This is a genomic window from Rhodococcus chondri, assembly GCF_036327435.1.
GTDB lineage: Bacteria > Actinomycetota > Actinomycetes > Mycobacteriales > Mycobacteriaceae > Rhodococcus > Rhodococcus chondri.
In genome coordinates, this window is the sequence record NZ_JAUZMZ010000133.1 from 1 (window position 1) to 12680 (window position 12680).

General features: G+C 67.1%; 10 protein-coding genes and 2 pseudogenes. 8 read left to right on the forward strand and 4 right to left on the reverse strand.

The genetic code is table 11. The features are described from left to right. From sucB to Q8814_RS19540, 4 genes are all read left to right on the forward strand, one after another. The coding region (sucB, locus tag Q8814_RS19525) for a 2-oxoglutarate dehydrogenase, E2 component, dihydrolipoamide succinyltransferase (protein WP_330153652.1) at nt 1–881 on the forward strand (881 nt) is incomplete at its 5' end. Between the two features lie 140 nt (nt 882–1021). Then, nucleotides 1022–1798, forward strand: coding sequence for a lipoyl(octanoyl) transferase LipB (gene lipB, locus Q8814_RS19530; RefSeq protein WP_330153653.1), 777 nt, complete (start codon nt 1022–1024; stop codon nt 1796–1798). Between the two features lie 52 nt (nt 1799–1850). Continuing rightward, nucleotides 1851–2861 carry a lipoyl synthase gene (lipA, locus tag Q8814_RS19535; protein WP_330153654.1) on the forward strand — a complete coding sequence of 337 codons (1011 nt, stop codon included), beginning with the start codon at nt 1851–1853 and terminating at the stop codon, nt 2859–2861. A gap of 59 nt (nt 2862–2920) precedes the next feature. After that, complete coding sequence (locus Q8814_RS19540; RefSeq protein ID WP_330153655.1) at nt 2921–3661, forward strand: DUF4191 domain-containing protein; 741 nt, start codon at nt 2921–2923, stop codon at nt 3659–3661. Between the two features lie 105 nt (nt 3662–3766). Here the strand turns inward: Q8814_RS19540 and Q8814_RS19545 are convergent, their stop codons facing one another. After that, complete coding sequence (locus tag Q8814_RS19545) at nt 3767–4243, reverse strand: RDD family protein (protein WP_330153656.1); 477 nt, start codon at nt 4241–4243, stop codon at nt 3767–3769. A 211-nt stretch (nt 4244–4454) separates the two neighbouring features. On the opposite strand from Q8814_RS19545, the gene glnA reads away from it, so the two are divergent. Both glnA and Q8814_RS19555 read left to right on the forward strand, forming a co-directional pair. Beyond that, nucleotides 4455–5891 carry a type I glutamate--ammonia ligase gene (gene glnA, locus Q8814_RS19550; protein ID WP_330153657.1) on the forward strand — a complete coding sequence of 479 codons (1437 nt, stop codon included), beginning with the start codon at nt 4455–4457 and terminating at the stop codon, nt 5889–5891. Between the two features lie 199 nt (nt 5892–6090). Continuing rightward, entirely contained in the window at nt 6091–6450 is a 360-nt protein-coding gene (locus Q8814_RS19555) for a VOC family protein (protein WP_330153658.1), read from the forward strand. A gap of 47 nt (nt 6451–6497) precedes the next feature. On the opposite strand, the gene Q8814_RS19560 is transcribed toward Q8814_RS19555, so the two are convergent. Then, nucleotides 6498–8045 (reverse strand): amino acid permease, encoded by a 1548-nt coding sequence (locus Q8814_RS19560; RefSeq protein WP_330153659.1) that lies wholly within the window; start codon nt 8043–8045, stop codon nt 6498–6500. 218 nt (nt 8046–8263) lie between these two features. Here Q8814_RS19560 and Q8814_RS19565 point away from each other — a divergent pair, with 218 nt between their 5' ends. Continuing rightward, on the forward strand, nt 8264–8773 hold the full coding sequence (locus Q8814_RS19565; RefSeq protein ID WP_330153660.1) for an Lrp/AsnC family transcriptional regulator: 510 nt from the start codon (nt 8264–8266) through the stop codon (nt 8771–8773). Nucleotides 8774–8837: 64 nt separating this feature from the next. Here the strand turns inward: Q8814_RS19565 and Q8814_RS19570 are convergent, their stop codons facing one another. Then, a complete protein-coding gene (locus Q8814_RS19570) occupies nt 8838–9929 on the reverse strand; it encodes a Glu/Leu/Phe/Val family dehydrogenase (RefSeq protein WP_330153661.1) in 1092 nt (363 codons plus the stop codon). A 52-nt stretch (nt 9930–9981) separates the two neighbouring features. Then, nucleotides 9982–12117, reverse strand: a pseudogene (locus Q8814_RS19575) (indolepyruvate ferredoxin oxidoreductase family protein); the annotation flags it as partial. Between Q8814_RS19575 and Q8814_RS19580 the strand changes: the two are divergent. After that, nucleotides 12073–12680: pseudogene (locus Q8814_RS19580) on the forward strand (indolepyruvate ferredoxin oxidoreductase family protein); the annotation flags it as partial. The pseudogenes Q8814_RS19575 and Q8814_RS19580 sit on opposite strands and share 45 nt — an antisense overlap.

Genomic DNA, 12680 nt, shown 5'->3' on the forward strand with positions numbered 1-12680 from the left:
AGGGCACCGGTGTCGGCGGCCGCATCCGCAAGCAGGATGTGCTCGCCGCTGCGGAGGTCAAGAAGAGCGCCGCTGCCGCACCCGCTGCAGCGTCGGCACCGGCTGCCGAGAAGGCACCGTCCGGTGTCGCTCCCGGCGTCCGTCCGGAACTGGCCCAGCTGCGGGGTACCACGCAGAAGGCCAACCGGATCCGGCAGATCACCGCGATCAAGACGCTCGAGTCGCTGCAGACCACCGCGCAGCTCACGCAGACCTTCGAGGTCGACGTCACCAAGATCGCGCAGCTGCGCGCACACGCGAAGAAGGCGTTCTCCGAGCGCGAGGGCGTCAACCTCACGTTCCTGCCGTTCTTCGCGAAGGCCGTGGTCGAGGCTCTCGGGGCGCACCCGAACGTCAACGCCTCGTACGACATGGACAAGAAGCAGATCACCTACCACGCCGCCGAACATCTCGGCATCGCGGTGGATACCGAGCAGGGTCTGCTCTCGCCGGTGATCCACAATGCCGGCGACCTGTCGCTGGCGGGGCTGGCCCGCGCGATCGCCGACATCGCGAACCGTGCCCGCAACGGCGGGCTCAAGCCCGACGAACTCTCGGGTGGCACGTTCACCATCACCAACATCGGCAGCCAGGGCGCGCTGTTCGACACCCCGATCCTGGTGCCGCCGCAGGCGGCGATGCTGGGCACCGGCGCGATCGTCAAGCGCCCTGTCGTCGTCACCGACGAGACCGGCAACGAGTCCATCGGCGTGCGGTCGATGTGCTACCTGCCGCTGACCTACGATCACCGTCTCGTCGACGGCGCGGATGCGGGCCGGTTCCTGAAGACGATCAAGCATCGTCTCGAGGAAGGCGCGTTCGAGGCCGACCTCGGTCTCTGACGCACCGGCCGTGTTCTGCTGAACGGCTTCCCGGTACGGAGCGGGGGCATCGTCATTTCGACGGTGCCCCCGCTTTCCGTTTCCCGTGACACGGCACTTGCAGGAACCGGGAGGACCGGACGGGCGTAATCTCAATGTCTATGAATGCCACCTCGTCCGCCCGTTTCGACTCCGCCCCGGTCGCCGTCGTGCACCTCGGCCAGATCGGATACCTGGAGGCCTGGGAGCGGCAGCGCCAGCTCGTGAACGAGCGCGCCGACGACATCGGCGCCGACACCCTTCTGCTGCTCGAGCACCCACCCGTCTACACGGCCGGGCGGCGCACCGAGGACGGCGACCGTCCCACCGACGGCACTCCCGTCATCGATGTGGATCGCGGCGGGAAGATCACCTGGCACGGCCCCGGACAGCTCGTCGGGTACCCGATCGTGAAGCTCGCCGAGCCCATCGACGTCGTCGGGTACGTGCGCCGGCTCGAGCAGGCCCTCATCTCGGTATGCACCGATATGGGGCTGTCGTGCGGCCGGGTCGAGGGACGATCGGGGGTTTGGCTGCCCGCGGAACTGCGCGACGGCCGATGGCTGCCGGAACGCAAGATAGCGGCCATCGGTATCCGGGTGCAGCGAGGTGTCGCCATGCACGGGTTCTCACTGAACTGCAACTCCGCTCTCGACGCCTTCGACTCCATCGTTCCGTGCGGAATCCGGGACGCCGGGGTCGCGTCGCTGACGGGTGAACTGGGCCGGGACGTGACGGTCCACGAGGTGATGCCCGCGGTCACGGACGCGGTCGTCGACGCGCTCGACGGTCGGCTTCCCGTCCGCGAACACGACATCGAGCGGGTTACCTTCGACCAGGCTGTGGCACCGACACAGGGCTCCGCGGCGAGCACCGAATTCACCACCATCCGGTTCTGACGGGCTCTCCCCGGCGCTCTCGCGGGAAAGCGCCCGGCGTACGATCGAGGTCGTGACTGTGGCCCCAGAAGGACGCAAACTGCTGCGGATCGAGATCCGAAACGCAGAGACGCCGATCGAACGCAAACCGAACTGGATCAAGACCCGGGCGAAGATGGGCCCGGAATATACCGAGCTCAAGGGCCTGGTGCGACGTGAAGGTCTGCACACGGTCTGTGAGGAAGCCGGTTGTCCCAACATCTACGAATGCTGGGAGGATCGAGAGGCGACGTTCCTCATCGGCGGTGAGCAGTGCACGCGGCGCTGCGATTTCTGCCAGATCGATACCGGCAAGCCGTCCGCCCTCGACCGCGACGAACCGCGCCGCGTCGCCGAGTCCGTTCAGTCGATGGGCCTGCGGTATTCGACGATCACCGGCGTCGCCCGCGACGACCTTCCCGACGGCGGCGCCTGGCTGTATGCGGAGACGGTCCGGCAGATCCACGAACTGAACCCGGGCACCGGAGTCGAGAATCTGATTCCCGACTTCAACGGCAAGCCCGAACTTCTCCGGGAAGTGTTCGAGTCCCGTCCCGAGGTGCTCGCCCACAACGTCGAGACCGTGCCCCGGATCTTCAAGCGCATTCGCCCCGCGTTCCGTTACCAGCGTTCCCTCGACGTGATCACCGCCGCGCGCGAATTCGGTCTGGTCACCAAGTCGAATCTCATCCTCGGCATGGGCGAGACTCCCGAGGAGATCACCGAGGCGCTGCACGATCTGCACGACGCCGGCTGCGACATCATCACGATCACCCAGTACCTGCGGCCGTCGCCACGGCACCATCCCGTCGAGCGCTGGGTCAAGCCCGAAGAGTTCGTCGAGCATTCCAAGACCGCCGAGGAGATCGGGTTCGCGGGGGTCATGGCCGGGCCGCTGGTCCGTTCGTCCTACCGGGCGGGCCGACTGTACGCGCAGGCGATGGCCCACCACGGCCGCGAACTGCCCGCTGACCAGGCGCATCTCGCAGAGTCCGGCTCGGCGTCGCAGGAAGCCAGCTCGGTTCTCGCCCGCTTCGGGCAGTAGATCGGCCTTGGTACCCGTGGTGGCGAATAGGTCACCACGGGGAAAGTATCCTGGTAACCATGGCGAAGGGCAGCAAGGACAGCAAGGAAGCGAAAGCGGCGGCGAAAGCCGCTCGTAAGCAGGCGTCGAAGGAGCGTCGCACACAGCTCTGGCAGGCGTTCCAGATCCAGCGCAAGGAAGACAAGCTTCTACTGCCCTGGATGATCGGTGTGCTGGTCGCGTCGATCGTCGTCTTTTTCGTGATCGGCCTGATCTTCGGTATCCAGTGGTTTCTGCTGCCGGTCGGCATCCTCGTCGGCCTGCTCCTCGCGTTCATCATCTTCGGCCGACGCGTGCAGAAGACGGTCTACGCGAAAGCCGACGGGCAGGCCGGTGCCGCCGCGTGGGCTCTCGACAATCTGCAAGGCGCGTGGCGGGTGTCGCAGGCCGTTGCCGGCACCACCCAGCTCGACGCGATTCACCGTGTCATCGGCCGGCCCGGCGTCATCCTCGTCGGTGAAGGCAACCCCGGTCGCGTGAAGGGCCTGCTCGCGCAGGAGAAGAAGCGCGTGTCGCGTCTGATCGGCGACACCCCGATCTACGAGGTCGTGGTCGGCAACGACGAGGGCCAGGTCCCCCTGCCGCAGCTGCAGAAATACCTGGGACAGCGGCCGCGCAACATCGACACCAAGCGGATGGACACCATCGAGGGTCGTCTGTCGGCGTTGAGCACCAAGAAGACCGGCGCGGCGATGCCGAAGGGTCCGCTACCCGCCGGCGCGAAGATGCGCAGCGTGCAGCGCACGATCCGTCGCCGCTGATCCGGGGACGCAGACCCCGCTCTTCTGACGAATGTCGGATCGGACCACCCGGAGTGGACCGATCCGACATTCGTCTACAACGAGAGCGTCGGAGTTGTCAGGTTGTCAGCGGGAGCGAACGAGCGCGGTGCCGGTGGCCCGATCCTGCAGGCCACGGCCGTCGACGTCGGTGATGATCGCCGGTGCGATGAAGACGATCAGAAGTTGCCGCGACACGGCCCGCAGGAGACCGACGCGCGCAGGGGCGTCGACCCGGACGACCTGCAGGCCGGCGATGAACTGGCCGGGGGTGAAGGAGAACAGGGTCACGCAGAGGATTCCCACCGCGGACCACACGAGCAGGGTGTACGCAGAGAGCGATGGGCTCTGCAGTGGGTCGTCGCCCACCAGCGCCATCGCTATCGCCATCGACATGAACCAGTCGATGATGAGCGCGAGCGCTCGCCGTGCCGTGGAGACCAGCGAACCCGGTCCCTGCTCCGGCAGCCCGAGCAGCTGCCCGGGATACTTCTGCTCCTGCTGCTGCCCCTGGGGAAGGGCGGCGGCAGGTCCGGAAAGCCAACTGCCCGTCATCCGTGCCATGACACCAGGATAGGCTGGGTACAGCGGAACACGGCCATCCGATGCTGCCGGCGGTGACTTGTACCACGTTTTCGTCCTCACAGCAGGTCGGACGGAGGTGTAACACCGGCGAAACATGGGATTGACGACCGGGCAACACCGGGTCCATACCGTCTGTTCCGACGCAGGCGCCCCAGCACCAATGGCGCGCACCGACTGAAGGAGCACAAGCGTGGCGTTCACCACGGCCGAAGAGGTCATCAAGTACATCGCGGACGAGAACGTCGAATACGTCGACATCCGCTTTACCGACCTGCCCGGCATCGAACAGCACTTCTCGATCCCGGCGAAGGCATTCAACCAGGACGTGTTCGAGGACGGCCTGGCATTCGACGGCTCGTCGGTCCGTGGCTTCCAGTCCATCCACGAGTCGGACATGCTGCTCCTCCCCGACGTGACGACCGCGCGCCTCGACCCCTTCCGCGCCGCCAAGACCCTCAACGTCAGCTTCTTCGTCCACGACCCGTTCACGCGGGAGTCGTACAGCCGCGATCCTCGTAACGTCGCACGTAAGGCCGAGGAATACCTGGCCAGCACGGGCATCGCCGACACCGCGTTCTTCGGTGCAGAGGCCGAGTTCTACATCTTCGACTCCGTGTCCTACGACTCGAAGATGAACGGCTCGTTCTACGAGGTCGACTCCATCTCCGGCGGCTGGAACACCGGCGTCGATTACAACGCCGACGGCACCCCGAACCGCGGCTACAAGGTCCGCCCGAAGGGCGGCTACTTCCCCGTCGCGCCGTACGACCACTACGTGGACCTGCGCGACGAGATCTCCACCAACCTGGCGAACGCCGGCTTCGAACTCGAGCGCGGTCACCACGAGGTGGGCACCGGCGGTCAGGCGGAGATCAACTACAAGTTCAACACTCTGCTCGCCGCGGCCGACGATCTGCAGCTGTTCAAGTACATCGTCAAGAACACGGCGTGGAAGAACGGCAAGACCGCGACCTTCATGCCGAAGCCCCTGTTCGGCGACAACGGCTCGGGCATGCACGTGCACCAGTCGCTGTGGAAGGACGGCAAGCCGCTGTTCCACGACGAGTCCGGCTACGCGGGTCTGTCCGATCTCGCGCGCTGGTACATCGGCGGCATCCTGCACCACGCGCCGTCGCTGCTGGCGTTCACGAACCCGACGATCAACTCGTACCACCGTCTGGTTCCGGGCTACGAGGCCCCCATCAACCTGGTGTACAGCCAGCGCAACCGTTCCGCCGCGGTGCGTATCCCGATCACGGGCAACAACCCGAAGGCCAAGCGTCTCGAGTTCCGCGCGCCGGACTCCTCGGGCAACCCGTACCTGAACTTCGCCGCTCAGATGATGGCGGGCCTGGACGGCATCAAGAACAAGATGGAGCCCCTCGCTCCGGTCGACAAGGACCTCTACGAGCTCCCGCCGGAGGAGGCCCGCAACATCCCGCAGGCTCCGACGTCGCTCGACGCCGTCATCGACCGTCTCGAGGCCGACCACGAGTACCTCACCGAGGGTGGCGTTTTCACCACCGACCTGATCGAGACCTGGATTTCGATCAAGCGTGAGCAGGAGATCGCTCCGGTCAACCTGCGCCCGCACCCCTACGAGTTCCAGCTGTACTTCGACTGCTGAGTCCCGCCGGGTTCTGAACTGCTGAAAGCTGGTCCGCTCGCCGATGACGGCGAGCGGACCACGTGCTTGTGGGGTTTCGACCGGACGGTCGTCGCGGCCGTTATGAATCCGAATCGAAAATCTGCGGCCGTGCCTCGACTCGCCTCGCCGACCGGAACAGAATGAACTGTTCTTTTCGGTTCGGCACGAGGAGTGATTCATGAAACCCACCGGCATCGTGGCCAATCTCTCGGTTCCCGACCTGGAGGAAGCGCGAGACTTCTACGCGCACTTTCTCGGTCTCAGCGTCGAGGCTTTCAATCTGGGCTGGGTCGTCAATCTCCAGTCCCCCGACGGCCGTGCGATCGTCCAATTGGTTTCTCGGGACGCAACTTCGCCGGTCGACTCGACGATCTCCGTGCACGTCGGCGACGAAGTCGAAGCCGCGTACGAGGAGGCGCAGCGTCGGGGCCTGGAGATAGTGCATCCACTGACCCGGGAACCGTGGGGTGTGCGGAGGTTCCTCGTGCGTGCGCCGGACGGCAATGTCGTGAACATTGTCAGTCACCGAGATGACTGAGCTGGCTCGACGACATGCCGTCCGGCGCGGCGCGACGACCGGATGATCTATACCGGTTCGGGTTCGCGCACCGGCACGATCGCGTCGTTCCCCTTCTCGGCCTCGGCCCGGGCGGCCTTCAGTCGCTGTCCGAGCACCGACTTGCGGCGGCCGTAGGCGAAGTACACGACCATACCGAGAGCCATCCACGCCACGAACCGCAGCCAGGTCTCGACCGACAGGTTGAGCATGAGCCACCCGCACGCCAGGACGGCGAGGATCGGGATCAGCGGCACGAGCGGGACCCGGAATCCACGCGGCAGGTCGGGTCGGGTGCGGCGGAGCACCATCACTCCGATGCACACCAGCACGAACGCGAACAGGGTTCCGATGTTGACCATTTCCTCGAGCACACCCATCGGGAACACCGCCGCGAGGACCGCGACGACACCGCCGACGATCAGCGTGATGCGTACCGGGGTGCCGCGGCGGCCGGTGGTGGCCAGCTTCTTCGGCATCAGCCCGTCGCGGGACATCGCGAACAGCACGCGGGTCTGACCGAGCATCATCACCATCACGACGGTGGTCAGGCCGGCGAGTCCGCCGATGTTGATTGCCATCTGTGCCCACGTGACGCCGTGCGCCTCGAAGGCGGTCGCCAGTGTCGCACTGCCGTCGCCGACGAGTGCGCTACCCGTGCGCAGATCGGTGTACTTCACCATGCCGGTCAGGACGAGCGTGACACCGACGTAGAGGACGGTGACGATGGCCAGCGAGCCGAAAATTCCTCGCGGCAGGGACTTCTGGGGGTTCTTGGTCTCTTCGGCGGTGGTGGCGACCACGTCGAATCCGATGAAGGCGAAGAACACGAGGCTTGCTGCGGCGAGCAGGCCGTACCAGCCGTAGCTGCTGCCGTCGGCGCCGGTGAGCGCCGAGAACAGCGTCTGGTGCATGCCGGTTGCGGTGCTCTGTGCTCCTTCGGCCTCCGGGATGTACGGCGAGTAGTTGCTCTTGTCGATGTAGAAGATTCCGACGACGATGACCAGCAGGACCACCGCGACCTTGATGGCGGTGACGACGGCCGACACGCGCGACGACATCTTGGTGCCGATCGCAAGGACGACGGTGATGGCACCGACGATGAGCAGCGCACCCCAGTCGATCGGTATCGGCCCCAGGTGCATCGTCGTGCCCCCGGCGCCGAGCATGCCGCCGAGATACATCGACCAGCCCTTGGAGACCACCGCCGAGGCGAGCGCGAACTCGAGGATCAGGTCCCAGCCGATGATCCAGGCGACGAACTCGCCGAAGGTGGCGTACGAGAAGGTGTAGGCGCTGCCCGCGACTGGCACGGTCGACGCGAATTCCGCGTAGCACAGGGCGGCGAGGCCGCACGCGATTGCGGCCAGTACGAAGGCCAGCGAGATGGACGGGCCCGCAACGTTGCCGGCGGTGCGCGCGGTGAGGGTGAAGATACCGGCACCGACGACGACGGCGACACCGAAAACGGTGAGGTCCTTGGCTGTCAGTTCTCGTCGCAGCTTCGAATTGGGTTCATCGGTGTCCGCGATCGATTGTTCGACGGATTTCGTGCGCCAGATTCCGACTCCGGGCATGGGGTGTGCTCCTCGGATGGGTTGTGGTGCCCACCGGACCTTGTGGGTGACCGGGGGCGGGACGCTCACGGGCGACGGCTGTCAGGCGCCGGAAGAGCGATCACATGAGCAATTCAATGCAGTAATAATCGCAGCGTCACGATTCGTGTCAATATCTTTCTGGATAGCTGCGCAGTATGCTCAAATGTGATGCGCATCACTTCTGGAAGGACGTCATTGTGCTCAGTATCGATCGGCTCGACGCGACCCTGCTCGCCGAGCTCACGCACAACCCGCGCGCCGGCATCGTCGACCTCGCGGCGAAGCTCGGTGTCGCTCGCAACACCGTCCAGTCGCGGATCCGGAAGCTCGAGGAGTCCGGGGCCGTCACGGGATACCGCCCGGTGATGGATCTCCCCCGGCTCGGCGTGCCGCTGCAGGCATTCATCGGCGCCGAGCTCGTCCAGGCCCGCATGGGGCACGTCATCGCGGCGCTGGAGCGCTTCCCCGAGGTGCTCGAAGTGCACGCGACGACGGGTCGCGAGGACCTGCTGATCCGAATGGCAGCGCAGTCGCAGGAAGATCTGCTCATCGTGCTCGAGCGCATCCACGGCATCGAGGGCGTCGCGCACACCACGACCACGCTGGCGCTGACGACCCCGGTGCCGTACCGGACGCAGCCGTTGCTCGAACACCTCACCCGCGATTCGGGACACGGACGCTCCGTGCCGGTACCCGCTCGGCGCTGAGCCGAACACACACGAGGGAGGGGAGGCACCCGTGGTGCCTCCCCTCCCTCGATCCGAGCGGTCGTCAGACGGCGTCGATACGCTGCTCCGCGATCCGGTTCGCCGCCGCACCGGGAGCGATCGCCAATGTGCTTGCCACGTCGAAGATCTCGGTCGTGCGCTCGAAGATGCCTTCCACGCGCGACCGGACGACCGACGCGTCGGAGCCGTCGACCTCCCCCGCCACCTGGATCAGCCCGCCGGCATTGGCGACGAAGTCCGGCACCCAGGTGATGCCGCGGTCGCGCAGCAGGTGCTCGACCTCGGGACGCGCGAGCTGATTGTTGGCTGCGCCGCACACCATCCGCGCCGAGAGGCTGCCGGCGGTCGATGCGGTCAGCGTGCCGCCGAGCGCGCACGGTGCATACACGTCCAGCGGTGCCGCCACGACCGCGTCGGCGACCCGTGCCGCCGGGAAGTCCGCAACCACCCGCCTCAGCGCGACCGGGTTCACGTCGGAGACCACCACCTCGGCACCGTCTGCGGTGAGCAGCCCCACGAGTTCGTACCCGACCTTCCCGAGGCCTTCCACACCCACCACGCGACCGGCGAGTGTGGCTGCGCCCCAAACCTGTTCGGCTCCGGCGCGCATCGCCTGGAATACGCCCAGCGCGGTGAGCGGTGAACTGTCTCCCGATCCCCCGGCAGCGGTGGTGCGTCCCACCGCGTGCGCGGTGTGCCGGCCGATCACGTCCAGGTCGTCGGCGGAGGTGCCGACGTCGGCGGCGGTGATGTAGCGGCCACCGAGGGATTCGACGAACCGCCCGTAGGCACCGAGCAACGCGTCGGTCTTGAGAACTGCGGGGTCGCCGAGGATGACGGCCTTGCCGCCGCCGAGGTTCACGCCGGCGACCGCGGCCTTGTAGGTCATCCCCCACGACAGCCGCAGCACGTCCTCGAGCGCGCTCGCCTCGTCGGCGTAGGGATAGAAGCGGGTGCCGCCGAGCGCGGGACCGAGCGCGGTGGAGTGGATCGCGACGATCGCGCGCAGGCCGGTCGCCGCGTCCTGACAGAAGACGACCTGCTCGTGCGGACGGTCGGACAGGTGATGGGATCGGCCGAATACTCCGGGCGGTACGTCGGAGACGGCCGGGCGGTCGAGTGTCGAGCTGGTCATGCGGAGTTCCTTTCGGAGCGAAGAGAGTTCGATAGTCGGAAGTTGCTGTGTCTCAAGCAAGGTCGTCGACGCCGAGTTCGGCGAGCCGCGCACGGTACTGCTCGATGGACCGCAGCTTGACGCCCTCGTAGCCCCGGACCGTGTCCGGGAGCTCGGCGATCTGCACGGCACGGTCGTAATTGCCGGCGGTCAATTCGGCGGCCAGCCGCTCGACGGTGCCGGTGTAGTGCGCGAGCAGCGCACGTTCGAGCCGACGGACGTGGGCGTAGCCGAACGGATCGAGACGGGTGCCGCGCAGGCGCTTGCCCTTCGCCAGAACCTTCAGCACCGCATGCGACTTCGGCCCGAAGCCGATCTTCTCGGTGCGGCCGAGTGTCCGCAGCACCGGTGGGTGCAGCCGGTACGTGAGCTGTTCGCCGCCGGGTACCTGAGCCCGCACGTCATCGATGAACGCGGGGTCGACGAGCATCCGCGCGACCTCGTACTCGTCCTTGTACGCGGTGAACTTGAACAGTCCGCGCGCGACGGCTTCACTGAACTCGGTGCGATCGGTGACGCGGCGTTCGGACTCCCACACCGACTGCACGCGGTCGATGTAGCGGGCGGCGAGGCGTTCGCCTTGGTAGTCGATCAGCGACGCGGCCCGCACCGTCACCAGCCGCAGGGTCTCGCCGTCGAGCGTGGTGTGCGCGAGCAGGTGGTCCGGGGCGACGGTGGCGGCGCGCTCGCGCCGTTCCGGTTCGGTGGCTGCCGCGAACGCCTTCGGGTCGGCGACCGCGACGCGTCCCCAGCGGAACGCCGCGAGGTTCGCCTGCACCGCGACACCGTTGATCTCGATGGCCTCCTCGATGGCCTCGGCGGGGATCCGCAGGCCGCCGAGCTGGTGGGCGGCGCCCACGATCAGGAAGTGGGCGGCGGTGGTGTCACCGAACAGGGTCTGCGCGGCGGCCGACGCGTCGAACGACGTGAGCGCGCGTGTCACGGCGTCGAGGCGCGCGAGGAGCTGGGGTTCGTCGGGGTGGCGGACCGACCTGTCGTACACCATGTCGCCGGTGGGGGTTCGGCTCGTCGACGCCACCGCGACCGTGACACCGGGGTCGGCGTAGGCGAGATTCTTCGGATCGGCCGCGGTGAGCAGATCCAGGGCGATCAGGCACGAGGCGCCCCCCGTCGCGACACGGTTGCCCGGTTCGAGGCCGCCGGCGGCGAACCGCAGGTGCGAGACGACGGGCCCCGCCTTCTGGCTCATGCCGATCTGGTCGAGGGATTCGACGTCGAAGCCGGCGCGCAGTGCGGCGGTGGCGAGAACCTGGTTGACGGTGACGATGCCGGTGCCGCCGATGCCGGCGAGGAAGACGTTGCAGGTACCCGCGGGCTCGTCCACGTCGGGGTCCGGCACGGACGGCGGTGTCGCGGCGGTGCGGCGCTGCGGCTTCTGCCGCGGATCGACCTCGACCGTCACGAACGAGGGGCAGTCTCCGTCGAGGCACGAGTAGTCGGTGTTGCACGAGGTCTGGTCGATGCGGGTCTTCGATCCGAATTCGGTGTCGACCGGCTGCACCGACAGGCAGTTGCTCTTGACTCCGCAGTCGCCGCAACCCTCGCACACGGCTTCGTTGATCACCACGCGGGTGTTGCGGGTGGGCAGCTCGCCGCGCTTGCGCTTGCGGCGGGCGTCGGCGGCGCAGTGCTGGTCGTAGATGAGCACGGTGACACCCTCGACCTCGCGCAGCAGTTTCTGCGCCTCGTCGAGCCGGTCGCGATGCCAGACCGTCACACCGCGCGCCAGGCTGCGCTTGCGGTGCCGCTTGGGGTCGTCGGAGCAGATGATGATCTTGCGGACACCCTCGATGGTGAGCTTGTGGGTGAGTTCGGGAATGGTCAGGGAACCTTCGGCGCTCTGCGCGCCGGTCATCGCGACCACGTCGTTGTAGAGCAGCTTGAAGGTGATGTTCACCCCCGCGGCGACACATGCCTGTACGGCGAGCTGACCGGAGTGGAAATACGTGCCGTCGCCGAGGTTCTGGAACATGTGGCCGACGTCGGTGAACGGGGCCTGGCCGATCCACTGGGTGCCCTCGCCGCCCATCTGGGTCAGTCCGGTGACGGCGCTGTCCGCGCGACCGGACATCGTGACGAGCGCGTGGCAGCCGATACCGCCGCCGCCGATCGAGCCTTCCGGCAGCGCCCGATGGCTGCGCCGAGCGACAGCGTCATCTCCGAGGCCGACCTGTACGGTCCGCGATGGAAGATGGTCCACGCCTACGGCAAGGCCAACAACCTCGACGTCATCGAGGTCGACCCACCGCACGCCCGGATCGGGCTGGCCGCCGCCGGCACCACGTTCGACGCACTGCGGCAGGCGCTCCTCGACCTCGGTGTCACCGATGCGAAGCTACGCACCGCCGGCATCCGGTTGCTGCGTATCGGCATGCCCTATCCCGTCGGGCCCGACCGGGTGCGCGAGTTCGCCACCGGCCTCGACGAGCTGATCGTCGTCGAGGACAAGACCGCGTTCGTCGAAACCCAGATCCGCGAAATCCTCTACGGTACCGACAATCCGCCGCGCATCCTCGGCAAGAAGGACGCCGACGGCCGGCCGCTCGTGCCCGTCGACGGCGAACTGACCGCCGGCCGGCTCCGCGGCCCGCTGCGCCGGGTGCTGCGCGGCCACGTCGAACTCGGACCCGCGCCGCTGCCGCAACTCCCGCTCGAGGTGCTCTCGACCACCCGCACCCCGTACTTCTGCAG